The following is a 25281-nucleotide window of genomic DNA, read 5'->3' as shown; positions in this document are numbered from 1 at the left end:
GATTTGGCATCAGCTTTGTACCATCTGCCGCTGACGAATGGCATCGAGGTCAGTATCAGGAATGGCAGCAATAAGTTGTTGAGTATAGGGCCTCTGAGGTGAGTTGTAGATATCCTCAGTTGGCCCTATTTCTTCAATGCGGCCTCGGTTCATGACCATAATGCGATCGCTCACGAACTTAACCACACTCAGATCGTGGGAGATGAAGATGTAAGTTAGGTCAAATTCCTTTTGCAAATCTTTAAGCAGATTCAGCACCTGAGCCTGCACAGAAACGTCTAAAGCAGAGACTGATTCATCGCAAATAATGAATTTAGGTTCACAAGCCAGCGTTCGAGCAATGCAGATACGCTGTCGTTGCCCACCTGAGAATTCGTGCGGCATCCGTCTCAGGGCACTGGCATCCAACCCTACTCGCTCTAGCAAATCGGCGGCACGGGCTTGTCGATCAGATTCGCTGCCCCCCAAACCGTGGATCTTCATCGGCTCGATAATGGCAGCACCAATACTCTGCCGTGCATCAAGCGATCCATAGGGATTCTGAAAGACGATTTGCATCTCCCGCCGTAGACGACGCATTTCTGTTGAACTCAAATCCAAGACTGAGCGACCATCGAAATGAACGGTTCCAGTAGTGGGTTCAATCAATCGCAGTAGGCAACGACTCAAAGTCGATTTGCCACAGCCGGATTCTCCAACAAGGCCCAACGTTTCGCCCGGATAGACCTCGAAGCTAACATCATCCACTGCTCGCAGCTCTGCTTTAGTGCTTAAGAATCCTCGCCGTACCGAAAAGGCTTTGGTCAAGTGACCTACTTTTAGAATCGGTTCCTGGTGCCACAAAGCCTGACGGCGCTGCTCTCGGTTCTCAGGATCAACTTCTGCTAGGAGGGCAGCTTCCTCCTCTGCTGTATGAACCTTAGCCACAATTTGAGTAGGTCCATCGTGATTAGTGTCATCTTCCTCCATAAAGTCGCTAACGGTCGGCAAGCGTTGCAGTTGTTGCTGAGGACGGGGACGACAGTTCAGCAGACCTTTGGTGTAGGGGTGTTGAGGATGAGCAAACAGGTCATAGGCAGGGGCAATTTCAACTAGATTGCCCTTGTACATCACGGCTACGCGGTCAGCAATCTCTGATACAACCCCCATGTCATGGGTAATGAATATGATCGCTGTCCCCCGGGATGACTGCAACTCGCGCAGCAGATCCAGAATGGTGGCCTGGATGGTGACGTCCAAAGCGGTAGTGGGTTCATCCGCAATTAAAACGGCTGGATTACCTGCGAGGGCGATCGCAATCATCACTCGCTGCTGTTGTCCTCCTGAAAGCTGATGAGGATAGCGCCCCAAAATTCGCTGTGGCTCAGGGAGCTTGACCTCCTCGAATAACTCTACGGCCTTTGCTCTAGCCGCCTCATTCTTCAGTCCTTGGTGCAATCGCAAGGCCTCAATCACCTGGTCACCACAGGTATAAACGGGATTGAGTGAAGTCAACGGTTCCTGAAAGATCATGGAAATGAGCTTTCCCCGGTATTGCCGCCGCTCTTCTGGTAAGAGCCTGAGTAGATTGACGGGGTCTGCCTCAGGCTGACTGGGATCACGAAACCAGATTTCTCCAGATAGCTCTGCGTTTTGTCCTGGCAGCCCGATAATCGCTAGGGAGGTTACAGACTTGCCTGAGCCGGATTCTCCAACTAGTCCCAAAGTCTCTCCTGCTGCCAGCGTGAAGGATATTGGCTTGACCGCAGTAATCGGACCTGACTTGGTCGCAAATGCAACAGAGAGCTCGCGAACATCAAGAATAGGAAAAGCCATATATCAGTACTCAGGTGACGTTAAAACAAACAAAGTTTTGCACAGCTTTAGCCGTCTAGGCGTGCAGTCGCATTCAAGTGCTGAGCGCATCGCCAGATGGCTCGCCGCTTTGTCCTAACGGAACTGGAATGACTACAACTGACGAAAACGATACCTAAACCGCTCAAGAGAAATCTGTTTGGCTCAGTTTAAGATGCTGTGATGGCAATTGAACGAGGGATCTGTCAACCATTGCCCAAATATCTATCAATGGTCAGGTTTAAGGTATGTCGTTATTCGGGTACGGTAGCCTGATTTCCCCTCCAGTTGGGCTATCCAGCGAATTGCAACGCTATGTCGTTTTTCTCAGAAGAAGCCTCATTGCGCTTGACCAGCATCATGAATCAGGCATCAAGCTATCATCTGTATCTGTTTACTCACTTTTCTGCTCAGAGATTCGGGTAAGTTCGGTCAATCCTAGCGGCAGCTTGGTAGTGTGATCAAAAAACTGTTTTACTCGGAGGATCTGGCAGTTGAGCTGATGTTGACTGCTTTGGTTCCCTGCTCCACGAGCTAAGGGTTTTCAAGATTGAAGCTCCCAGCTGGCAAGGAGTTAGAGGGCTAAATGCAGGATGTTGTGCTAAGTGCAGAATGTCAGTTTTAGAAACTTTTGATATTTAGGAGTAAGGGTTATGAGCAAACGAAGGCTATTGCGACGTTATCTTCAGCGATTTGTCTTGGCTATATTTGCACTAACTTTGGCCCTGGTGCTAGCCAACTGCGGAGGAGCGCAAGATGTTGCTGACGAACCCGCAGCTTCAGAAGAAGCGGCTGCTCCAGCAGATACAGGCGCTCTAGTCTTCGGTTCAGGGGGACAACCCGTTAACTTAACTCCCGGCAACATTACCGATGGCAACTCAATCTATGTACAGCGGCAAATCTACAACTACCTGATTGGCACTGAACCTGGGACAACCGAACTGTCTCCTGAATTAGTGACTGATTGGAGTGCGTCAGAAGATGCTTTGACTTGGACATTTACCCTACGAGAGGGTGTTAAGTTCCACGATGGGACTGATCTCAATGCCGATGCCGTGGTTTTCAACGTTCAACGCTGGTGGGATCCCGAGTTTGAATTTGGCTATCGTGCCGAAGGCAACCTCTACGAGATCTGGACTGACCTGTTCGGCGGCTTTCGAGGAGACGACGCTTCTACACTGGTCGATGTTCGAGCCGTTGATGATTTAACTGTCGAGTTTGAACTGGCTGAACCCTTTGCTGCTTTTCCCGCTGCTATCTCCTCCGGATATTTTGGTATTGCTAGCCCAACGGCAATGCAAGAAGCCGGAGCCAGTTATGGCACTCCTTCAGGAGTGGCTGTCGGCACAGGGCCTTTCGTCTTCGAAAGTTGGACCAGCGGCGATCGCATCACCCTATCTGCCTTTCCGGACTACTGGGAAGAAGGACTTCCTGAAGCAGAACAACTAGTGATTAGTTTTGTTGAAGATCCAGCAGCTCGTTTAGCCCAGCTGCGAGCAGGAACCCTTGATTTCACCGTTGACCTAACCCCTGATCAATTGACGGAGATTGAATCCGATCCCAATCTAGAAGCTGTTTTCCGCCCCTCCTTTAATGTGGGTTACTTGGCCCTTAACCCTTCTTATGAACCACTGGCATCCCCAGAGGTCCGACAGGCGATCGCACAATCTATCAACAAATCTGAAATTGTAAAAGCCTTTTGGGGCGATCTAGGCGAAACGGACAGTCACTTTGTTCCACCTTCAATGGCTGACTTCACCAGCGATGAAGTCGAAGGTTATCAATATGACATCGAGGCTGCTAGAGCGGCTCTTGCTGATGCCGGATATCCCGACGGCTTTGACTTGGATTTGTGGTATATGCCAGTCAGTCGCCCCTATTTCCCAAATCCTAAGCCAATTGCTGAAGCGTTTGCAGCGGAGCTAAGCCAAGTGGGTATCCGAGTCAATCTACAAACCAAAGACTGGGGCGCTTATCTAGAAGACCGAAATACGGCGCCTGGCTTCCAGTCCTTCATGCTGGGTTGGACCGGAGACTATGGTGATCCCGACAACTTCCTCTATGCTCACTTTGGCCCAGGTGCAACTCAAGACTTGGGCGATTATCAGAACGCTGAACTCTTTGATCTGCTCAACCAGGCACGAGTCGCAAGCGATCAAGCAGAGCGCCAAGCTCTGTATCAGGAAGTCGATGCTTTGCTGTTTGAAGAGGCTTTGCGGATTCCTATTGTGCACTCGCAACCGTTGCTGGCACAACGAGCCAGTGTTTCAGGGTGGGAACCCAGTCCTTTAGGGTCTGAGCTATTTTCGACCGTTGAGAAAAGCTGATGGGTAAATATATCATCAAGCGCTTGCTTCAGCTTGTTCCTGTGCTGCTGGGTATCTCCTTGTTGGTGTTTTCTTTTCTCCATCTGATCCCAGGGGATCCGGCAGTGACTTTGCTCGGCGATCGCGCCACGCCTGACCAAGTTGAAGTTTTACGAGAGCGTATGGGCCTCAACGAGCCTCTCCCGCTGCAGTATCTGTCCTTCTTGGGCAGCCTAGTCACTTTTGACTTGGGCACCAGCATTTTTACTGGGGTGCCGATTTGGCGGGAGATCTTGCTGCGCTGGCCGGCCACGTTCGAACTCTCGGTCGTCGCTATGCTGATTGCCCTGATTTTGGGAATTCCCGCAGGAGTCATTGCCGCCGTCCGCAAGAACAGCATCATCGATAATTTGATGATGAGCGGATCGCTCTTAGGCGTCTCAATTCCAGTTTATTGGTTGGGCTTACTGCTGGTTTACCTCTTTGCTGTCAACCTTCAGTGGCTGCCACCCAGTGGTCGTATTGGCGTCGATGTGGGTTATTCGTTTGAGCCAGTCACGGGCTTTTTCATTTTCGATGCTCTGATTCAGGGCGACTTCCGAGCTTTGGGAAACATCTTGTCGCATTTGGTACTGCCTGCCGTGACGCTAAGTACGATTCCTCTAGCGATCCTGGCACGAATTACTCGCAGTGCCATGTTGGAGGTGTTGTCTCAAGATTACATCCGAACGGCCCGCGCGAAGGGAGTCCTAGAATTCTGGGTCATTGCTAAGCATGCCTTGAAGAACGCCATGCTGCCAGTAGTCACCATTGTGGGCCTGGAGTTTGGCACTCTATTGGGTGGAGCGATTTTGACTGAGACCATTTTCTCTTGGCCTGGAATTGGCAAGTGGATCTACGAAGGCATTTTGCTACGAGACTATCCGGTAGTACAAGGCGGGGTTGTTTTTGTCGCGTTTGTCTTTGTTCTGGTCAACCTCATTATCGATATTTCCTATGCTTTTCTAGACCCCAGAATTCAGTACAAGTAACCCTTTCTGTGAGCCGGCAGCAGCGCTTGTATCTGCGAACTCGCTCGGTCAAACCGTCTGTCACAGTCAACTCGGAATAGTCCCTATGACAACGACTACAGCTTCTAACCCCGCATCTCGGCTACTGAAAAATCGAGCCGTTCAGCGGTTTCTGGAATCAACGTCTGGCCTGATTGGCCTGGCGCTGACGGTGTTCATCACCCTAGCTGCTATTTTGGCTCCCGTCCTCAATCCCTATGATCCAGCAACTGATCGCGATTATGCTGCACGACTACAAGGCCCCAGTTTAGAACATTGGTTTGGTGCAGATGGGTTGGGACGCGACATCTTGACTCAGGTTTGGTACGGCCTTAGAACCTCTTTGGTGATCGGTCTTGTGGCCGTGCTCGTGGGATTGATGATTGGGGTAATGTTGGGATTGGCAGCAGGCTATTTTCGGGGCTGGATAGAAATTGCCATTGGTTGGCTGACAGATGTAATGTTGGCGTTTCCATCGATTTTGTTGGCGATCGCGATCGTGACGGTTACCGGTCCCAGCATGGTTAGCGTCATGTTTGCCGTCGGTATCGTGCAGATTCCAAAATTCATTCGCCTGACCCGCAGTATGGTGCTTTCGCTTCGGGAACAGGAATTTGTCCAGACTGTGCGCGCTTTTGGGGCGAAACCGCCCCGGATCATTTTTCAGCATATTTTGCCTGCAAGTCTGGCGCCGCTGACCGTTCAGGCAACCCTAGCGATCGGGACTTCGACCCTCGAAGCCGCCGGGCTAGGTTTCCTTGGCCTAGGTGCTCAGCCACCCACGCCAGAACTAGGCACTATGCTTTCGGATGCGTTCAAAGGTGGGTATTCGCTCTCTGCCCCTTGGACAATTGTATTTCCAGGTCTATTCATTACCCTGACGGTACTAGCATTCAATCTCCTGGGAGACGGTCTGCGAGATGCCTTCGATCCTAGAGGAGGGCTTTCCTCATAGCGGCATGCATTTGAATCAATGCCAGCCAATCTCGATTCTGCCACTGGGACGATTGTCTCGTCCCGGCAAAGGAACCAGTAGAAGCGTACCGATTGGAATGCTCTGAGCGGTGACAGCCCAGCAGCCCAGTCCCGGCGTGATGGAACTGCGATCGCAGTATCGCTGTAATCTAGCCTGCACTGCCGCGATGGTGTTGTCAGTGGACTGATCGCCGATCCATTGAGTCACCTCGGAAGTGCCGTAAATGGCGATCGCAGCTTCTGCATCCTCTGCTGGCCGCCAATCTCGAATCAAGAGCCGATCAGTCTTCAATCGCATTTCTTCCTCCTGTCGCGCAATGAAGCCAGGAGCACTCTATGCTGCAAAAATCCTAGCGGCTTGGCGACCTGGCTAGGACAAACTTGTTGAAACCGCCGGAACTTGCTCTGAGTAAGGGGCTGGTTCATTGTTCTACGTGCGGCTCTTGGTTATTTAAGCGTTCTAAGCGATCGCTCTAAGAGCGGCCAGCCACCGGATTCAAAACGCTCTTAGGATAGGCGATACGTTTATGGTTGTACTGCTGCCAAACCTGAACGAAGACTTGGGCAATGATGCTCATGTGTTCGCGAGTAAGACCAGAATCGACTAGCTGACCATCACGCCATCGCGCTTTGAGAATACGGTTAACCATGGCCAATGCTTCGGATGGAGAGGCTTCCTTGAGAGAACGGAGAGCCGCTTCACAGGAATCGGCCAGCATCACAATTCCGGTTTCTGGCGACTGGGGAATAGGGCCAGGATACCGGAAATCTTCTTCCTTAACCGAGATATTAGGCTCCGCTTTCGCCATTTCCATAGCTTTGTGATGGAAAAAGCTAATTTGCATTGTGCCTTGGTGCTCTGGAATAAAGGCCCTTACAGCTTTGGGCAAACGGCATCGACGCGCCATGACCGTCCCTTCGCTAACGTGCTTTTTGATGATGTCTGCACTAACCCAAGGATCATTGATCTCGTCATGTTTGTTGGGTCCACCCATTTGGTTTTCAATAAATCCCAGCGGATCGTGCATTTTCCCAATATCGTGATAAAGCGTCCCTGCTCTGACTAACTCTACATTGCAGCAGAGTGCTCGTGCTGCGGCCTCCGCGAGGGAAGCGACGAATAACGTGTGTTGAAAAGTACCCGGTGCTTCGGAAGCCAATCGCTGCAACATGGGGCGATTAGGGCTAGAGAGTTCTGCCAACCGAATGGGAGTCACTAGATCGAATAGGTGCTCTAGGTATGGGCTGAGGCCGAGCGCCACTACGCTGGAAACAACACCATAGAAGCCTTGCAGAATTGCGCCCGTGAGCGGTAAGTACCAGGTTGTGAGAGAAACCGGACTCATGAGCCAGGTCAAACCCAAATAAACAGCGCCCTGAATGACCCCCACAATACCGCCAAGAAGTGCAAGTTCTTCTCGCGATCTCAACTGAGGTGCAACCAGACTACAGACCAATCCTCCAGCTGCACTTGCCAGTAAAGGGATCGTATTAATGCGAGTCCCAATTGGCAGTAAGAGGGCCACCAAGCCGACCAGTGACGAGCCTAACGTTGCACCATAAAAGCTACTCGTCAGTAGTCCCAACGCAGGCAAACTATACACAGCGAAGCCTAGTATGCTCAGTCCTGAAACACCCAGCAGCATACACAAAATCAGGACATGATCTTGACGGCGCAAACCAGGACGAACGGTTCGTTCAACTAGCAAAAACAAGGCTACCCCGCCCGACATCAAGACCCCATAGCCAACGAGCCCCCAAACATTCAAACGACGCTGACTGAGGTTGAAATGGTCAAGCAAAACAAAGGCCGTCTGGTCAATTTCTTCACCCTGACGAATGATAATCTCACCACTCTGTACGGGAATAGTTACCTCGGGCACTTGATCGGCGGCGGCCTCTGCTTTAGCTCGCGTTTTTTCAGGGTCTTTGACTAAATTAGGTTCCAGAACGGCAACCAACAGCTCTTTTGCCAAACCGTGGGCTTCTGTTGAAACAGCACCCCGCAGTCGACTATCAACAGCAATCTCAAGCAGGTCCATTGGCACACCCTCTGCAACCCCTTGCAGAAGCATTTGTTCCAAATTAAGACTCACTTGTTGCTGGACCGTTTTCCAGTCTTTCTCCGAAAGGCGAAACATCGTCGGATCATAGGGCAACCCCCGTTCGGCCTGAGTCAGACGGCGCAGATCGGTCAGCGCTCGACGAAAATCAGTTCGAGCCGATTCGATAATAATTTGCAACCCCTCTAAGTCCATTGGCGATTGCAATTGCTGATATCGAATGAGCTCCCTCGCAGCCCTTTGCTGCTGGGTATTGAGTTCGCGATAGTCGTCACGCCCTGTCAGCAAAGCATTCAGAGACGTCTGAGCATTATCGGTCTCCAATGCATCCACAGCAACAGCTGTAACGATTGACCATACTGCACTCCACTCTTCAGTAGGTGCCTCACGGAGATAGGTCTGAGTTGTTGTGGAGAGTTCACTACTGGGCAGTAACGGAAACTCACCGGTTTGCTTCCGCAAAATGTTGGCTTGTTCGAATAAGCTATCGAGCGAATTCTGTACCTGCTGATTAATGTCAGGGTCAGGAACAAGCACTGGAATTGCACCATTGCGAGCCGCTGTCCGCTGAGCCTCAGTGGTCTCTTGGTCCACAACAACGTCACTGTAGGGAGCGATCGCAGTCTTTGGAGAAACAGTCCCTACCTGCAATTCAGGCTGACGATAGTAACGCTGTCCCATGGCCGCAGTCAGCGCTAGAACGGAAACGGAAAGCGCGATCGCAGGACGCACCCGCTGCCGAGGTGAAGATTTAAGGCGATTTCGCTTAACGCTCGGAGGTAACGGGAGTTGAGGTGCAAAAAAACGACGTGGCTTACGCCAATCCCAAGAACGAGAAAGCTCCTGGAGATATTTAATGTTTCGCTTGGATGTAGGGGGTTCAAGCGAATAGCCAGCCTTAAACTGCGTGTCCTGGTCCTCCAGTGGCCGCAGCATATTGTCTCTTCCTTGAATCCACTGCCAAATCTTTTTCATGGTCATCTTGTCAAGGCGTGACCCAAATAACACATCACCAATCTAGGCTGCAATCCGCGTTCAAAGGGACATTCGGTCACTGGCGTGCCATTGAAAAAGCTCTCGATCATCATGGTGCAAGCTCAATAGGAGTAACTCTGCGGCAATTGCGATAGACGATTGTTCTAATCGCCGATACTGAGGCAGACCAGTATCAATTGAGGAAGCAATGTCAGTTTTTCTACAGTGTTTTTGCTGGATCAGGAGGAGCTAGCTGTCGAATAATTACGTCAAGATGATTTGCACCTGAATACAACGTCGTTCAGCCATTATAAACGCACCAAAATTTAGCTACCGAAGTTTGTTGTTACCCGCTCTTGACGGGGGATGAAATAGATACAGGTTGGACAGCGACTCCAAACGAGGAAAAAGACGTTGATGTCAAGCTACCAGACCACTGCTGCCATAGCCCAGTGGCCCACGCTTCTAAAGTAGCTGCTTCAGTCAAACGCCAGCGAGGCTGTAGCCAACCACGGAGCGAGGAACTGGTGACGTATAGCTCCGCATAGGCCGCTAAAGGAAGACCGCTCAAGCCCGTCCAACAGCTACTTAAGATACCCGCGAGAATGGGCAGACCTGGCAGGGGAGATGCTGAATATAAGCTTTGCCTAACTGAAAGGATAAAATCTCCATCGGCAGATAGAACGTGCTCAAAGGCCAAGGCTACCATCTGAGTTAACGGCTCGGTCGTCGTCGTTGCAGTGGTCGTTATACTTGCTTCAAGTTGTTCAACCCGTTTTAGATCCCGATCGAGCAAAGCCATCATGCCTTGGTAAAACGCTAGAGCGATCGCGCCCTCAGCAGAATCGTGATGCGCCAGCGTCATGGTGGGATCAAGCTCGGCCAAGACCTTAGGAATTCCTATTAACAAGCTTTCTAGAGGATTGTCTGTAGGCGGCAGTTGCTGAAGCGTCTGACATTCTACAGGACTGATGAGTTTGTTCGTATTTGCGCTAGAGAATGAAGATAGTTGATCAACGATGCGATGGCACCAGCGATCGCTGACGATAGCCGTATTAGATGACATTGAACTGGACCCTAAGTCAATAGACTGTTCCTCAAAGAGAGGAACAAGACAGCGTAGCTGCTGATGGCTCATGGCATCTGCAATGATCAGTCCTGCTAGTAAGGCTCTGAACTGACTGCTTCGAAAAGAAACCATAGAAATCGTTTCCTACTCTCAAACTCCACGGTACTTTATAAGAATTTGTTGCTATAGTATCGGCGCTGTCTAGCAATTGGACAGGACCTGTCTCTGTGTTGCACGCTTGCCCCGTCTCATCAGGAAGTTAGAAACAATGAACCGTGCTCTTATGCCCCGAAAGTTGCAGTGGAAATGGCTAGGCTGTTCGCTTCTTCTGTGTCTAGCAACAACCTCTATGACGGCTGCCCTCTCATCATTGAGTAAAGCGATCGCAGCAACAACTGAAATTGCTCAAGCGTCCGTTCGTCCTACTTTACGTATCGGTAGCACGGGTAGCGCAGTATCCGAATTACAAGCTCTGCTGACCCTACTCGGCTATTTCAACAATCCTATAGACGGCAATTACGAAGACACGACAGAAGCAGCCGTGCAGGCTTTTCAAACTGATATTGGTATCACCAGTGATGGGGTAGTTGGGCCTGCCACCTGGGAGAAGTTATTGCCCACTCCCTCCACTGAATTTACCCCGCCGGAGGTTCCAGAAACCGCTGCAGAAGCAGCTGATACGGCCAAAGAGGAAGAGGAAACTCCCATTGAATTACCGACCTTGCGCCAGGGTATGCGGGGACCCGCCGTCACCCGTGTGCAGGAGACGCTGAAAGCGAGGGGATTTTATACCGCAGCGATCGATGGTGTGTTTGGTCCTGCCACTGAAACAGCCGTCATGGACTTCCAAAGAAGTGAGCAGTTGGCTACTGATGGCGTAGTGGGTCCTGCAACTTGGCAAGCGCTATTGCAGTAGCAACTGTTGTAGTCATCGTCATAGACAGAATTAACGCGAAGCCTCAAAGTGTAAGGTGACGTACCAGCCTTACGTAAGCTGTGGGACTGCCTTGATTGCTTGCGGTAGGCGCGGCTAAGTGATTTTTAGCCAAGTGACTGTAAGAATAGGGCTTTCATGAAAGAAAATTGGTCGTATGCTTTGCCGATGCTTTATCCCGGTAAATTGCTGAAGCGCTACAAGCGATTCTTAGCTGATATAGAACTTGATTCCGGCGAAGTTATTACAGCCCACTGCCCTAACACTGGCCCCATGACAGGAGTCTGTCACGTAGATGGACGAGTGATGGTTTCCCACAATCCCAGTCCCAAACGCAAGCTAGCCTACACTTGGGAACTGACAGAAGTTCATGACACCGTTCCCACTTGGGTTGGAACGAATACGGCCTTACCTAATCGTGTCGTCAAATCAGTGTTAGCCGCCAACGTCATTTCAGAATTGGGAGCTTACAGTGAGATTCGACCTGAAGTGAAGTACGGCAAAGAGGGCAAAAGCCGCATCGATTTCTTGCTGAAAGGTGAAGATGGGCGCCCGATCTATGTCGAAGTGAAGAACACCACCTGGGCCGATGGAACTCTGGCTCTTTTTCCTGATACGGTTACCACTCGCGGACAGAAGCACTTACAGGAACTCACTGCGCTTCTACCAGATGCCCGTGCCATTATGCTCTATTTCATCAACCGTGGAGACTGCATCACGTTTGCACCTGGAGACAAAGCTGATCCAGTTTATGGAACGCTGCTGCGCAAAGCGATCGCACAGGGATTAGAGGTCCTTCCCTGCCGTTTTGAAGTCACACCTACTGAGATCCGTTATTTAGGACTAGCCGCCCTCGTTGCATAATCCAGAGACTTCAGAGAAAACGTTTTTGGATCCTAGAGTTGCCAACAGTACCACCTTGCCAACCGTCACAGCAACAAAACGTTACAATCATTCTACCAAAATTGTCTTCGCTTAGAACAAAAGGAACTTTCCCATCAAGCGGTCATTTGTCCACAGTCGATTAGCAGCTTTTCCACAAATTTACTGGCTTTTCCACAGGTTATCCACACCCTTGCGTCGAAGTTCTGTCTATTTGTGGCTACTAGAAAAAGTTGATTTCCACAGCCTCACTGGTCACGAGCGATCGCTATTTTTTAAAGAAATGCAAAGCAAATTGCTTTCTAATCTGCTTGACATCGTTAAGTCTTAAGAGAATCTAAACTAGTAGCAATACAGGTGTTTTATTGACAGGTCGTACCCCCCTTACTGCACAATGTAGCGACTGACAGAGATAACGTTTTGAGCGTTACTTCTAATGCTGAGAAAGAGGCGTTATTGAGAAGGGTTTTATATCAACACTGTCCGATATAAGCGCAATCTCATACGGCTACCTCTTCGATCAATAGGGTGCTACGGAATAAAAATTTTTTGTGGATTGAATATTTAAGCTCAGCGCAAAGATCTGCGGATCAGTTTGTGCCAGCTTGTAGTTCCACAAGATCTAGCCATCTCAGATGATTTCTGAGAGTAGAAGGCTTTTTGAATAAGGGTTTTCCTTGGAAGACCCTATTTAAAGCCCAAATCGGATCGCTATAGACAGCTCTGAAACGTTTAGAAATTAATTTGGAAGCATTTATGTATCGTCGCGTTTGCATCTTGTCTGAAATTCCTGAAGATTTGCAAAAGTCACTATTTGAGTTCTTGGATGGCCACCCAAGCTGGGATCAAGATCGCGTTTTTTCAGCTGCCATATCTTTGTTCTTATTGCAGAATGGGAAAAAAGATCAAACAACATCCCGTATATATTTAGATACTTTGTTTGATAGTGTTGTTTAGCTAGCCATAGTGATTAGCTGGCGCCAAAGATTTACGTCAGTCCTAGTGCTTTGTCAAAGCTAAAAATGGGAGTGTGTGTAGGTTGGGTAGAACGAAGTGTTGGCGGAGCCTTTCCGAAGGAGATAACCTAACACTGCAAACGGTTTTGTTGGGTTTCCCAAATGTTAAGCCAACCTACACTATCAAGTCCGACAGACCGCTAGAGCACGTCATCAACTTGTTTTAGAAGCCCAATAGCATGGGCATTGCTGCACCAGCCCTCAATTTGTTAGCTCAGGGCTGAAACCTACCTAAATACCTTTCGACTATTACTAGCATATTTCAAGCTCTTGCGGAGATGACTTAGCATTGTCAATCTCTCGTAGGGTTGATATTGCGCTTGTAAGTGATCTAAAAAGCTCCCATAGATTGGCTCGTCAGATTGGCTCGTCCCAAGTGAGGCCGCTCTTGAAAAGTATTTGTCCTCCTATTGGGTCATATCAATCTCTCTGCTTTGAAAGAGACTTCCAAAAATTAATTTCATCTTAACTAAAAGACATCCTTTAAATAATTTAAGGCTGTAAACCTCAATACTGAAAGTCAAATTTAAGGGTTTCCACGGTCAAGCATCGAGGAGATTTTGTAGTGTTTTTCGCTTCTGATGACACTGAAAGACTTTCGATATGCGTTTGTGTGTTGTTGATTTGTCAGCTAAAAATTATGCCTAGCAACGTCATATTTATCCACCCGGATGGTGCCGATCCGTCTCATTTTGCTGCTGCTCGTTTCGAGTCTGTTGGTCCAGACGGTCGCCTGAATTGGGATACAGCTCCTAAGTCTTCGGTCTATCTTGGACACCTTGACGACCAGATTGTAGCAACCTCCAATGCAGGTGCGGTTGTCCACGCTTACGGTATCAAGGCTGTCGCTCCTAGTTATGGTTTTGATGAAAACGGTGAGGATTACCTTTCCCTAGCGGCATTACAGGGACAAAATGTCGAAGGTTCTGCTGACGACGCAACTATTTTGGAAGAGGCGATCGCTGCCGGACGTCCTACTGCGGTTATCAACTCTGGCTTCGTTGCGGAGCCTGGCACAGGTGTCTTCTTGGCGGATGCCGTTAGTCGCCGCGATCGCGAAGGCATCACTGCTCAGATCGTGGAATCTGGCGTCAATGTCATCATGGCTGCTGGAGAGATCGATTACCTGCCTGTGGGCACCGTCGGCTTCTTTGGCGAAGAGGGAACCCGTGAAGACGGTCGCAACCTTATTGAAGAAGCGGAGGCAGAAGGTTACACCGTTGTCTACACTCGCGAACAGTTAGCGAGTTTATCCAGCGATACCGAGCGCGTATTGGGCATCTTTGCTGCGGATGACACCTACAACGATGTCCCTGAAGGTAGGCTCATTGAAGAAGGATTCGTTGATGAGAACGGTGAACTGATTACCTACGGCCAGTCCCCCCTTAACACCGACCCCGTAACAGTTGCTGAAATGCTCCAAGCCACTCTTGACCTGGATGTTTTTAGCCAGGAAGAGGAAGGCTTCATGATTGTCCTTGAAGAAGAGGGCACTGATAACTTTGGCAACAACAACAATGCACGGGGTGCGATCGACGCCACTCTACGAGCAGATGAAGCCATTGGGGTTGCGATCGACTTCATCGAAAACGTCAATCCCGACACCTTCGTTATCACGGCTGCTGACAGTGCTGGCGGTAGCTTAGAAATTGATGATCGCTCTGGCGAAACTGTCGGCACGACCTTTGCCCAAGCCCGTCTGGATGAGAACGGTGAGCCTACGGGCGATGAAATCCCCTATGACGGGACTACTGGCAGCGATACCGCACCTTTTGTCGCTCAGCCTGACGAAAATGGCGACGTTTTTGAATTTGGCGTGCTTTGGGCAGGTTTGCCTGACTTTGCTGGCAGCATTGTTACCAAGGCCTGGGGTGAAGGCGCTGATAAATTGCCCGCAACTATCGATAACACAGGTATCTACCGCTTGATGTACGAGAACCTGTTCGATGTTGAACTAGATGCACCTGAGGGTGTTCCCGATGATCTCGATGAGCGGGAAGCCCCAGATCCCACTGCAGATACCGGCAACGTTATCTTCATCCACCCCGATGGCACCAGCCCCTCCCACTATGCAGCAGCTCGTTTTGCTTCTGTCGGTACTGATGGTCGCCTGAATTGGGATCAGATGAGTGATGCTGGGGTTTACCTCGGTCACATCGATGATCGCGTCGTAGCAACTTCTAACGCCGGTGCAGTCGTGCACGCTTATGGTGTTAAGCCTTTTGCTGGCAGCTACGGTTTCGATGCGCCTGTTGATGAAGGTGGAGAAGAAATCGTTTCACTCTCCGGTAAGCCTGACACCATCATGCAAGAGGCTCAGGAAGCGGGTAAAGCGATCGGTATCATCAACTCTGGTTTCATTGCTGAGCCAGGAACAGGGGTTTTCCTCGCAGACGTTGACAGCCGCCGCGACACTGAAGCCATCACTGCTGAGATTATTGAATCCGGCGCTGACGTTATCCTGGGTGCGGGCGAAACTGACTATCTGCCTGTTGGCACCGTTGGTTTCTTCGGTGAAGAGGGAACTCGCGAAGACGGTCGCAACTTGATTGAAGAAGCGGAAGCCATGGGCTACACCGTTGTCTTTACTAAAGAACAGTTGATGGCTGTAGACACTGACGAAACAGATATGTTGTTGGGTATCTTCGGTGCTGAAGACACCTACAACGACACCTTCGAAGACAACCTACGTGCCCAGGGCTTGGTAGATGAAGAGGGTGACATCATCCTTTACGGTCAGCCTCCTCTTAACCCCAATCCACCAACTGTGGCTGAAATGCTGGAGGTAGCTCTGCCTATCCTTGACAAGGATGAGGATGGCTTCTTCCTGGTACTGGAAGAGGAAGCTTCCGATAACTTCGCTAACAATAACAACGCAGTCGGCACCATTGAAGCAACACTGCGGGCGGATGAAGCGATCGGAGTTGCCCTCGACTTCGTCGACAACACCGACCCTAACACCCTAGTCCTAACGGCTGCTGACTCCGATGCGGGTGGTTTGGAAGTGGACGATGTGCCCCTCGGTGGCTTTGGCGATGTTCCTGAAAACACTCTACGGGTCCAATCTGAGCTGGTTTCCTTCGGCGATGCTGCTGATGGTACACCTGTCGAAGTAGACGACGTTGACGGTAGCAACAACGGCAACTTTGAGCCGTTCGTCACGGGTGCGCCTGACGCTGATGGTGATGTCTTCGATTTCGGGGTTGCCTGGGCGTCTTTAACTGACGTGAATGGAGCGATCGTCTCCAAAGCATACGGTCTCAATGCGGATCAGCTCCCTGCAACGTCTGACAACACCGATATGTATCGTCTGATGTACGAAACGCTCTTTGGAGTTTCCCCTGAAGAAGCTGCCTTCTCTAGCGAAATCATCGACCTGACAGGCTTTGACGGTGAGGTTTCTGTGAACGTCACTTTGGAGCGTGAAGCCTTATTCGACAATTTGCTGAAGTTCTATGAGACAGACGCGCAGGGTACTGTCGGTGGTCTTCTTCCTGGAGAGGAAGGCTATGAGGAAGCTGTAGCCGCTAACCTCTTAGATACCGAGTTGTTTGTCATGAACCTGACCTCTACTGAGGCTGAGCTGACGCTGATGGGCGGTACGTTCTACGCACCGGCCTTGCTGATCGATGGCGAGATGGATAATCTAGCCACAATCGGTGATGTTCTGACGGGGCGCGATCGCATCAAGAGCGACGGCACCGTCTGGACCTTCGAGGACCTGTCAGATAATGACTTCAACGATTTAGTACTGACGCTAAATTCTGCTGAAGCCGCGTAAGTACAGGTTACTTAGATAACCATTGCCCCACCCCCAAAAATGAGGGTGGGGTTTTATCATATCTATGAATCCGCTGAGACAAAGTGGCGAACTATTGGGCTATGCACTCAGCAACTTGATGTTATCGGGTGCACTAGCCTCAGGCTAAAGCCATAACTTAAGGCCAGGGAGACAGCAATGGCAGATAATTCTGCAACACTGCCCAAAAGTGGGTGTTCGCTGGATTCGCAACCTCCTCGACGTGCAATTCATAAATAGTGTCGGGGAAAGCGAAATGTACTGATCCCAACTTCTTTAGAAAACCACAGGGATGTAGCTTGTGCTTGTCGGGATAGCGATAGCAGAACCGACGCCAGATGTGCTCTTGCAACCAGTGGTTCAGCGCACCATGAGAGTGGTAGCCAAACTCCTTAGTCATAAAGGGCTGATCCTTACGACGGATCGATTGAATATAGCTCACAGGCACCCCAATGGGGAACACAATAGGTTTGTTGCGACGGTGGCCATCGCGATCGCACCAACTCCGCATAACCTGAATCATGGCCTGTTCAATGGTCAACTCCTCTTTTGCTAAAGCCGCCACCCGACGGTACTTAGCAACGTCTCGCTCTAGCCATTGCAGTAGATCAAAGAACAGATGTGGGCTGTTTTGCAAGCGCACATACTGTTCCAAATCATCGGCAAATTCAGCGGGCAACTCATGACGATGCAGTCCGACATCAAGTGGATTGGCCGTCATATGAGGAAGCAGCTCATTCACGTAGTACGCCCGCATCGTTTGCTGCATCCGCGCCAGTGAAATATGAAACTCTGCCAGCGAAGGTGCTTTGATCACTTTATTGACATCTATCTGGTGAGCCTCAGCTATTTTGTGCAGATGCCTCACAGGTGCCGGAATACCAACCTGCATCGTGCCAGGTCGGCTTTTAACGTTGTGCAGCTTGAAAGGACTTAGTCTAAAACGCAGAGCTGAGAGCGTATAGGCATCCCTGGGTTGTTGCCAGGTCTGAGTTTTCTCCAAATGGGCAACGGGTGCAGCAGAATCGCCATAAGGGCAAATTTTAGGATTCGCGCCTTGATAAGTCACAAGGTGCCGAGAGACGGTTCGATACTCCTCAAATTTGGGACAACCCTCTAAATTAAGCTGCAACCTCCACTGGTATTTCGGATAACTAGTCAAGGGCGCTTCTGTGCGAATATGAGCGTTCCAAATGTCGTTAGAAAGCATGAGAAAATCTCCAAAAGTAAAGGTAATGCTCTTCAAGATGAAAAGCACGCTGTGAACGTGAGTGGGTTTGATGCCGGCAAAGACAGAGATGAATGGCTGAGAGCAATGCTGGAAGATGGCACGCTCGTGAATCAGAGCCAGCGTGCTACAAAGCCAAATCTGCTTCGCCATCAACAAGGCTTAGACGCGCAAAGCTAAAGGTTTTACGGATGTCTCTGCAGACAACCGAAATTCCCGCCAAAAGTTCTGAGAGAGTTTTGAAGTTTTGACGTCAGCTGTGCCGATTTAAGTACTTGCACTTGCATAATTACCTCCCATATCAAATTTTGATATGGAAAAGCTCACAAAGCATTGTGGAGATAAGTCCAAAAAGTTCTGCTAGCTGGTTGAAACCACGGATCTACTGGGTCTCTTTAACAACAAGTAAATTTAGATTTTGAATGGTTTTTCAGACGTTTTGGGTACTTGTACGGTGATTATTTATTAACCTTGAAATTTAATCTGAGATGCTTTGATTAGGGAAATAAAACACCGCCATGCAGAAAAGAATCGCCGGAAACTACAATCGGGGCGAGAATAGAGTAAGTGCAACTCCAACGTCGATTTGCCCACCTGAGAACGGTATGTTTAAGGTTGCTGTAGGACATAGTATTGATCCCGACTCTGAAGCAGCTGTTGAAGAAATCATTGCTCAGTGCCAAGACGCCTTAGCAGGAGAGACACCTAAGGCTGGTATTCTGCTTAGCGCGATCGATTTTGAGCACGCAGTAATCCTTAATCGTATTTGTGAGACTTTTCCAGGGATTGCTCTGATTGGAGGCACAACCGTAGGAGAAATGTCTTCTGAGATGGGGTTTCAGGAAGACTCCTTAACCCTCATGTTGTTTTGCTCTGATGTAGTTGATTTCAAGGCAGGTTTGGGGTCAAACGTCACTCAAGATGTCGCCGCCGCCACTCACCAGGCTGTCTCAAGCACGCAAGCAGACAATATCAAGCTTTGCTACGTCGTTGGTGAAGGGATTGGGGTTGATGGTGTAGCAGTAATTGATGGTCTCAGAACAGCTTTGGGAAAGGACATTCCTATTTTTGGTGGTCTCGCTGGAGACGATTGGCAGTTTAAAGAGACCTATCAGTTCTTTGGTAACCAGGTCTTGAGAAATGCAGTGACTGTACTTACTTTTTCAGGTAATTTGTTGGTTTCTTGTGGTGTGGCAACCGGGCAGCACCCTATTGGACACAAAGGAACAGTCACTGAGTCTATTGGAAGTACGCTGCATAAAGTAGACGGTCAGTCAGTCAAGGTTTTCTACGAACGTTATTTTGGCAACGCTTTGTCTACGCAACTTGCGGGTGGTTCATGGGGTGGGGCCGTGGCTGTTTTCGAGACTGACGAAGACGGCTTTTACGTTCGCTCACCGAGTCATCAAGATGAAATTTCCGGCAGCATAGACTATTTCGGCAATATTCCTGAACAATCCAAAATTCAATTTACTGAAACGAACACTGAAGACTTGCTTTCAGCAGCAGAAGAGGCTTTGAGAAGGGCCTTAGATAGCTATGGTGGAACAAGCCCCAGCGCTGCTTTGATTGTTTCTTGCTCTTCCCGTATGAAGCTGCTAGGCACACGTGCTTGTGAAGAGCACCAAATTGCTCAAACCATTTTGGGGAACTTACCCAATATTGGTTTTCATGCCTATGGTGAAATCTGCCCGCTATCTAAACAGGGCAAAGCTTTCTTTCATAACGAGACTTTTACGGCGGTACTGATAGGTACTTGCTAAACGCCCATGTCTTCAGCAGATGAGACTCCTGAACTTGAGTTGGCCGAACAGATCGCTAAGCTGGAACGGCAGAACCGAATATTGCAAAAAAAGTTGACTCGTTCTGAGCGGACTAGGGCTGAACTGGAGACAGCAAGTCAACGACGTGAAGCTATGCTCAAGCAGGTCATTCAGGAAGCAGAGGACGCGAAAATTGAGCTCAAAAAGGCCATCAAGCTTGCCGATAGTGCAAACGAGGCTAAGAGTGAATTCCTTGCCAATATGAGCCATGAATTACGGACTCCCCTGAACGGTATCCTAGGCTACGCCCAAATTTTGAGTCGTACGGAATCCATTTCTGATAAGGGACAGAAAGGGCTTGATGTGATTTATCAATGCGGCAATCATCTTTTGACTCTGATCAACGATGTCCTCGACCTCTCTAAAATAGAGGCCCACAAAATGGAGTTGTATCCCACTACTCTCCATTTACCCTCTTTTATTCAGAGCCTTGTTGAAATCTGTCGTGTTCGTGCTGAACAGAAAAACTTGATTTTTAATTGCAGTGCTGACGAGGCCTTGCCCTGCGGGGCGATCGCAGATGAAAAGCGACTGCGACAAGTTTTGCTGAATTTAATTGGGAACGCTATTAAATTCACTGATGATGGTCAAGTTGACTTTCGGATACGCCTAATCGCAAGTGACACCGACGCTAATCTCCATCGCCTGCGTTTTGAAGTCCAAGACACGGGAGTAGGAATGACTCCAGCACAGATAGAAAAAATATGGTTGCCTTTTGAACAGGTTGGTGACAGCGATCGCAAGCAAGGCGGAACAGGCTTAGGGCTATCGATCAGCAATCGAATCGTCGAAATGATGGGCAGCAAACTTCAGGTTGAAAGTCAGAGAGGCGTTGGTAGTGTGTTCAGCTTTGAAGTCGAGCTATCAGAGACTGAAGATTGGGATATTCCACCTGTTAACACTAGTGGAAGTCAGGTTGTCGGCTACGAAGGAAGTAAGCAAACTGTACTTATTATTGATGACCGCTGGGAAAATCGCTCAGTCATAGCTAACCTACTCGAACCCGTTGGTTTTGAAATACTTGAAGCGCCAGACGGAAAACAAGGGCTGGAACAGATTGGACTAAATTATCCTGATATAGTGATTACCGATTTGCTAATGCCTATCATGGATGGATACGAGTTGCTGGCTAGCTTACGTAGTGACCCCAGTTTGAAGGCGATTCCTGTTATTGTTTCTTCTGCTAGCGTCTTTGAAGTAGACAAGCACAAGAGCATAGCAGCTGGCGCTTCTGCGTTCCTACCTAAGCCCGTACAGACAACAGAGTTATTGAACCTCCTTGAGGCACACCTCAAACTGAATTGGATTTATCAAGCCCGTGCACGATCCCAAGAATCAGGTACTGTGTCTCAGCCAAATGTGTATATAAGACCGCCCGCTGAAATTTTAATAGAGCTCAACGCTCTCATTCGAAAAGGTGATCTAGACACCCTGATCCAGGTTGTTCAGAAGCTAGATTCTCAGTACAGTGATTTTGCTAATGCCGTAATATCCATGGCAGAAAGCTTTCAGGTTAAACAGCTCAAAGCCTTAATCGAAAAAGAGACGTAGGTTTCTTCTGCTAATTCGCAATAGGAAGTATGACACAGGCTTCTGAATTCATCTTAATTGTTGACGATAATCCGGCTAACTTGGCAGTTCTAGCACAAACTTTGAAAGGAGCTGGCTGTGCCGTGCGGGTAGCTGTAGATGGCGAAAGCGCCATTGAGCTAGCCTTAGAAGAACTGCCATCTTTAATTCTGCTGGATATCATGATGCCGGGGATTGACGGCTTTGAAACGTGTCGTCGTCTGAAAGAAAATCCGGTAACTTGTGATGTGCCTGTGATTTTTATGACGGCATTGACTGATAGTGAGAAAAAGGTTGAAGGTTTATCAATTGGGGCGATTGATTACGTCACTAAACCCTTTAACGAATCGGAAGTATTAGCCCGAGTGCTTATCCATTTAAGACTACAGAATCTTTTGCACAAGCTGCAAAAGCAAAATGAACAGCTTAAGCAAGAGATTGCTCAACGTCAGATAGCAGAACAAAAACTTCATAAGCTAAATTACGAACTTCAAAAAACACAAATTAGACTTTTACAGCAGGAAAAACTCTCATCGATTGGTGAATTGCTGACGGGCATTGGATACGAACTGAATAATCCAATTGGATGTATCGCTGGCAATATCAACTTCGTGCAGGAATATGCAGAGAACTTGTTGTCGCACGTTGCCCTCTATCAGGAACGTTTCCCTGACAACGACAGTATTCTTAAGCAGCATGCTAGGCAAATTGAGCTTGACTATATCGCTCAAGACTTACCTGCTGTAGTCAAATCGATTCAGTCAAGCACAAGTCGTATTACAGCTATTAGTAAATTTCTACAGATCTTTCATCGCCTTGATATTCAGCGAGACCAAAAATATAACTTTGACCTGCATGAACTGATTGATGGTGCTTTACTCGTTCTCAAGCATCGCCTGAAAGCTCAGGAAGATCGCCCAGCTATTGAAGTGACGAGAACGTATGGAGACTTGTTCAAGATTCCCTGCTTTCCAGGGCAGCTCAATCAAGCATTCACCAATCTCTTGACCGGCATTATTAACGCTTTTGATCAGCATTACACAGTGGCAGAGGACGAAACTCAGGATACTCCCATTCCTAGCCTGCCTGGCACAATGCCGCTTCAAATTCAGATCAAGACAGAATTAGAAAGAGCATGGGTTATTGTTCGCATTCGCGGTAATGTCGGAGGCATATCAACCGACACGCTACCCGAAGCTCTGACACGGGGACAAGATTCTAATTCGGTACGCAGGGATCCTGAGTTGGGGATCTCAATTGCTCGGCAGATTGTGGTTGATGTGCACGGAGGTGAATTTAGTTGCGTTTCCACATTTGCAACTGAGTTCACAATGATGCTGCCAATTTGACGCATTGTCCTTTGACTTGGGCATCATCTATCGTCTATGTCAGTCTCTTCTTCAAAGATAGGTCCTAAAATGCTCTCCAAGGTGGGGATATGCTGGTCGAACGCCATTCGATGCTGCTCTAATAAAGCTTGAACAGCCCTTGGAGGTAAAGGTTCGGGGTCAATAGTCTTCCTCATACCGAATGTTAATAGCTGATCTTCAGCGCTCAACTCAAAAGCACCTCCTAGTTCCGCAGAGTCACGACTACTAAACACTTCTTGTAAAGATTCAAAGCTCTCTTTATCGATTTCAGCAGGAAGCACCGACCGTAGTTCTACCGTGCGGCCCTCCACGATCGCCGCACAGACCCAAGTGCCATTCTCCGTCCACATTTCCACAAAGAAAGCATCCGACGACTGAAGCTCATGCTCGAATCCGGCATAGGCAAGGCCCACTGCAAGGTCCTGCATTAAGGATCCCTGTCGAGGGGAATTGACCTGTGGAGACCAGATCGTGGACAACCCACTTTTAGAAAACGCATCCTTATCAAATCGTTCATCAGCCTGTTTAACAGTCCAGGCAAACCAGGTGTCGATGTCTCGAAGGAGCGAGTCGGGTGGACTTTCTAGCAGAAACGCGCCCAACTGCTCAGCAGAAACAATGTCAGCAGACAGATATTGCCAGTCGGCCTTGGGAAGACCCAGTTCAATATCAACCGGAAGATCGCGATTTAGTGCTGCTTCGAGGTCGCCCTTGAAGGCTTCGGGATGAAGGAAAAAAGCTTCTTCTGCGATCGCCTGCTCAAAAGTCTCTGGCTCAAATCGAACCTCAACCCGCACGCTATCAACCCAACCAAAGACTTCTCGTTGAATGTGAACCGCAAACAATTCACCTATTAGCTCAATATCAGGGCCATGGAAGGATATCGGTTGAGCAGACATAGTAGTGGGCATCGCTAATTGTCCTCATTGAGTTTCTCAAAACCGTAATCCTTGTCAAGACGAGCGCTTTCCCCCTTGGGCTTTTCTCCCATAAAGAAATCCACTGCCCTTTACCATCCTGACGTATGTAGGCTAACAGTTTTTTGCCCCATTCCATCGCCGCTTTAAAGATGCTGGCCTTCGTCCTCGTTTTAGCCTCAACCACTCACTCAGATGGTTTCAGTAAGAAGACACCGACATCTGCTATAAATCTGCTGGCTCGAACTCTGACTGGTTTTATCCCAATCTGTTTTGAACAGACTGCTGCAACAAGCGCTAAAGCGTGGCGGCAATAGGGACGATCGCTGGATGATCGCTCATCACACTAAGCCCAAGCGTAGCGCCCGGATAATGGCCTGCGTTCGACTCTTGACACCCAGCTTTTCGAAAATAGAAGTGAAATGCGATTTCACAGTGGCAATAGAGATGAAGAGTTCATTGGCGATCGCCTCGTTAGACTCTCCTCGGGCCAGCAGCTTTAGGACCTCTCGCTCTCGTTTACTGAGTTTGAGCAGCTTACACTTTTCAATCGCCTGCTTCGCATTGGCTTGGAACAGATAGAAAAAGGTATTGACCATACTTTGGCTAAGGTAGATCTGTCCTGCTTGAATGGTGCTGATGGCTACTAGCAACTCCGTGGCGATGCGATCCTTCGCAATGTAGCCAGCCGCTCCCGCCTGCATCCCCTCAAACAGATAGTCTGGATCGCGCTGCTCTGAAACCAACAACACGCTGGGCGCTTTATCGAGTTGCTGTAACTCCTTCAAAAGTTCTCCGATGGATTCCCAAGTGTCCTCTATTTCGATGTTGAGAATGACCAAGCGGGGACGCTGTTTTGATGCTAGGTGTAGCGCTTGTGCTCTAGATGCAGCTTCGCCAACAATCACGCATCGTGCTGGACTGTGATGGTTATAAAATTCCAGCAGCGATCGCAACCCTTGACGAAAATCAAGGTTATTATCGGCCAGTAAAATAGAGCACTGCTGAAACACTTCAGCATCTTGAACAGCAGACTCGTGTCGCAGTAAAGCAGTAGATAAGGTCATAATTATGTAATAACTAAACTTCTTGAGAATAAGAGTTCCAAAAAGATTAGGGAGCTTCAAGTCAGACACTTAAAATTGTATTCACATGTGGCATTCATCAGCCAAACAAAGACTACGATCTCTTATTTCGAGTCTATTTCAAGCATTAAAGCATTGATAAATGCCTTTACGGAAATGAATGACACACTGCTTTAAAGACTAATTAAAGGTGTCAACTCATCATTCACATGGAATACGAACCCTTTTTCTGAAGTCACAGAAGGCGTCGCCCTGTTTCTTGCCAAAAGAGTTCCCAGAACTGACTAAGATTAATCATAAAAGACCGTGCGATCCCTACCAGGAGATTACTTAGAAAAGCAATCAGTACCTTGCAACAATGCGTATATTCCGAAATTCCCACATCGGT

At 48.8% G+C, this 25281-nt stretch carries 17 protein-coding genes; 10 read left to right on the top strand and 7 right to left on the bottom strand.

Features of this window, described 5'->3' with window-relative positions; translation table 11 throughout:
* Positions 1-9 precede the first annotated feature (9 nt).
* Complete coding sequence (locus PN498_RS18900; protein WP_272064759.1) at positions 10-1815, bottom strand: ABC transporter ATP-binding protein; 1806 nt, start codon at positions 1813-1815, stop codon at positions 10-12.
* A 671-nt stretch (positions 1816-2486) separates the two neighbouring features.
* Between PN498_RS18900 and PN498_RS18895 the strand changes: the two genes are divergently transcribed.
* The 3 genes from PN498_RS18895 (at position 2487) to PN498_RS18885 (ending at position 6143) form a co-directional block, all read left to right on the top strand.
* Positions 2487-4160 (top strand): ABC transporter substrate-binding protein, encoded by a 1674-nt coding sequence (locus PN498_RS18895; RefSeq protein WP_272064758.1) that lies wholly within the window; start codon positions 2487-2489, stop codon positions 4158-4160.
* Entirely contained in the window at positions 4160-5170 is a 1011-nt protein-coding gene (locus tag PN498_RS18890; protein ID WP_272064757.1) for an ABC transporter permease, read from the top strand. Before PN498_RS18895 ends, PN498_RS18890 begins: the two co-directional genes overlap by 1 nt.
* 85 nt (positions 5171-5255) lie before the next feature.
* Positions 5256-6143, top strand: a complete 888-nt coding sequence (locus PN498_RS18885) for an ABC transporter permease (RefSeq protein WP_272064755.1) — start codon at positions 5256-5258, stop codon at positions 6141-6143.
* A 15-nt stretch (positions 6144-6158) separates the two neighbouring features.
* Here PN498_RS18885 and PN498_RS18880 read toward each other — a convergent pair whose 3' ends face one another.
* The 3 genes from PN498_RS18880 to PN498_RS18870 all read right to left on the bottom strand — a co-directional run bounded on the left by PN498_RS18880 (position 6159) and on the right by PN498_RS18870 (position 10402).
* Positions 6159-6461 (bottom strand): GNAT family N-acetyltransferase, encoded by a 303-nt coding sequence (locus PN498_RS18880; RefSeq protein WP_272064754.1) that lies wholly within the window; start codon positions 6459-6461, stop codon positions 6159-6161.
* 175 nt (positions 6462-6636) lie between these two features.
* Complete coding sequence (locus PN498_RS18875; protein ID WP_272064753.1) at positions 6637-9201, bottom strand: HD family phosphohydrolase; 2565 nt, start codon at positions 9199-9201, stop codon at positions 6637-6639.
* Between the two features lie 346 nt (positions 9202-9547).
* Positions 9548-10402: a hypothetical protein gene (locus tag PN498_RS18870; RefSeq protein ID WP_272064752.1), complete on the bottom strand. Its 855-nt coding sequence runs from the start codon at positions 10400-10402 to the stop codon at positions 9548-9550.
* Positions 10403-10619: 217 nt separating this feature from the next.
* Between PN498_RS18870 and PN498_RS18865 the strand changes: the two genes are divergently transcribed.
* The 4 genes from PN498_RS18865 (at position 10620) to PN498_RS18850 (ending at position 16883) form a co-directional block, all read left to right on the top strand.
* Positions 10620-11186: a peptidoglycan-binding domain-containing protein gene (locus PN498_RS18865; RefSeq protein WP_272064751.1), complete on the top strand. Its 567-nt coding sequence runs from the start codon at positions 10620-10622 to the stop codon at positions 11184-11186.
* Between the two features lie 156 nt (positions 11187-11342).
* A complete protein-coding gene (gene sfsA / locus PN498_RS18860) occupies positions 11343-12068 on the top strand; it encodes a DNA/RNA nuclease SfsA (protein WP_272064750.1) in 726 nt (241 codons plus the stop codon).
* A 774-nt stretch (positions 12069-12842) separates the two neighbouring features.
* On the top strand, positions 12843-13043 hold the full coding sequence (locus tag PN498_RS18855; RefSeq protein ID WP_272064749.1) for a DUF2811 domain-containing protein: 201 nt from the start codon (positions 12843-12845) through the stop codon (positions 13041-13043).
* 699 nt (positions 13044-13742) lie between these two features.
* Positions 13743-16883: an alkaline phosphatase gene (locus PN498_RS18850; protein WP_272064748.1), complete on the top strand. Its 3141-nt coding sequence runs from the start codon at positions 13743-13745 to the stop codon at positions 16881-16883.
* Positions 16884-17040: 157 nt separating this feature from the next.
* Here PN498_RS18850 and PN498_RS18845 read toward each other — a convergent pair whose 3' ends face one another.
* Entirely contained in the window at positions 17041-18282 is a 1242-nt protein-coding gene (locus PN498_RS18845; RefSeq protein WP_272064747.1) for a hypothetical protein, read from the bottom strand.
* A gap of 452 nt (positions 18283-18734) precedes the next feature.
* Here PN498_RS18845 and PN498_RS18840 point away from each other — a divergent pair, with 452 nt between their 5' ends.
* From PN498_RS18840 to PN498_RS18830, 3 genes are read left to right on the top strand one after another with little or no spacing between them, the layout of a single operon-like run.
* On the top strand, positions 18735-19892 hold the full coding sequence (locus PN498_RS18840; protein ID WP_272064746.1) for an FIST signal transduction protein: 1158 nt from the start codon (positions 18735-18737) through the stop codon (positions 19890-19892).
* A gap of 6 nt (positions 19893-19898) precedes the next feature.
* Positions 19899-21503: an ATP-binding protein gene (locus PN498_RS18835; RefSeq protein ID WP_272064745.1), complete on the top strand. Its 1605-nt coding sequence runs from the start codon at positions 19899-19901 to the stop codon at positions 21501-21503.
* A gap of 29 nt (positions 21504-21532) precedes the next feature.
* On the top strand, positions 21533-22870 hold the full coding sequence (locus tag PN498_RS18830) for a hybrid sensor histidine kinase/response regulator (protein ID WP_272064744.1): 1338 nt from the start codon (positions 21533-21535) through the stop codon (positions 22868-22870).
* A gap of 23 nt (positions 22871-22893) precedes the next feature.
* Here PN498_RS18830 and PN498_RS18825 read toward each other — a convergent pair whose 3' ends face one another.
* Together PN498_RS18825 and PN498_RS18820 are read right to left on the bottom strand one after the other, a co-directional pair.
* On the bottom strand, positions 22894-23802 hold the full coding sequence (locus PN498_RS18825) for a hypothetical protein (protein WP_272064743.1): 909 nt from the start codon (positions 23800-23802) through the stop codon (positions 22894-22896).
* Positions 23803-24149: 347 nt separating this feature from the next.
* Entirely contained in the window at positions 24150-24875 is a 726-nt protein-coding gene (locus tag PN498_RS18820) for a response regulator transcription factor (protein ID WP_272064742.1), read from the bottom strand.
* Positions 24876-25281: the final 406 nt, after the last annotated feature.

Origin of the sequence: Oscillatoria sp. CS-180, assembly GCF_028330965.1 — a bacterium.
In the GTDB taxonomy this organism is placed as follows: Bacteria; Cyanobacteriota; Cyanobacteriia; order Phormidesmidales; family Phormidesmidaceae; genus Halomicronema.
The sequence above is the reverse complement of the archived record's forward strand: the minus strand, read 5'-3'. Positions and strand labels throughout refer to the sequence as shown.

Excerpts from the sequence above, each read along its gene's own strand:
- PN498_RS18900 (WP_272064759.1), bottom strand. The coding sequence starts at position 1,815 with ATGGCTTTTCCTATTCTTGATGTTCGCGAGCTCTCTGTTGCATTTGCG.
- PN498_RS18895 (WP_272064758.1), top strand. The coding sequence starts at position 2,487 with ATGAGCAAACGAAGGCTATTGCGACGTTATCTTCAGCGATTTGTCTTG.
- PN498_RS18890 (WP_272064757.1), top strand. The coding sequence starts at position 4,160 with ATGGGTAAATATATCATCAAGCGCTTGCTTCAGCTTGTTCCTGTGCTG.
- PN498_RS18885 (WP_272064755.1), top strand. The coding sequence starts at position 5,256 with ATGACAACGACTACAGCTTCTAACCCCGCATCTCGGCTACTGAAAAAT.
- PN498_RS18880 (WP_272064754.1), bottom strand. The coding sequence starts at position 6,461 with ATGCGATTGAAGACTGATCGGCTCTTGATTCGAGATTGGCGGCCAGCA.
- PN498_RS18875 (WP_272064753.1), bottom strand. The coding sequence starts at position 9,201 with ATGAAAAAGATTTGGCAGTGGATTCAAGGAAGAGACAATATGCTGCGG.
- PN498_RS18870 (WP_272064752.1), bottom strand. The coding sequence starts at position 10,402 with ATGGTTTCTTTTCGAAGCAGTCAGTTCAGAGCCTTACTAGCAGGACTG.
- PN498_RS18865 (WP_272064751.1), top strand. The coding sequence starts at position 10,620 with ATGACGGCTGCCCTCTCATCATTGAGTAAAGCGATCGCAGCAACAACT.
- sfsA (WP_272064750.1), top strand. The coding sequence starts at position 11,343 with ATGAAAGAAAATTGGTCGTATGCTTTGCCGATGCTTTATCCCGGTAAA.
- PN498_RS18855 (WP_272064749.1), top strand. The coding sequence starts at position 12,843 with ATGTATCGTCGCGTTTGCATCTTGTCTGAAATTCCTGAAGATTTGCAA.
- PN498_RS18850 (WP_272064748.1), top strand. The coding sequence starts at position 13,743 with ATGCCTAGCAACGTCATATTTATCCACCCGGATGGTGCCGATCCGTCT.
- PN498_RS18845 (WP_272064747.1), bottom strand. The coding sequence starts at position 18,282 with ATGGCGAAGCAGATTTGGCTTTGTAGCACGCTGGCTCTGATTCACGAG.
- PN498_RS18840 (WP_272064746.1), top strand. The coding sequence starts at position 18,735 with ATGTTTAAGGTTGCTGTAGGACATAGTATTGATCCCGACTCTGAAGCA.
- PN498_RS18835 (WP_272064745.1), top strand. The coding sequence starts at position 19,899 with ATGTCTTCAGCAGATGAGACTCCTGAACTTGAGTTGGCCGAACAGATC.
- PN498_RS18830 (WP_272064744.1), top strand. The coding sequence starts at position 21,533 with ATGACACAGGCTTCTGAATTCATCTTAATTGTTGACGATAATCCGGCT.
- PN498_RS18825 (WP_272064743.1), bottom strand. The coding sequence starts at position 23,802 with ATGCCCACTACTATGTCTGCTCAACCGATATCCTTCCATGGCCCTGAT.
- PN498_RS18820 (WP_272064742.1), bottom strand. The coding sequence starts at position 24,875 with ATGACCTTATCTACTGCTTTACTGCGACACGAGTCTGCTGTTCAAGAT.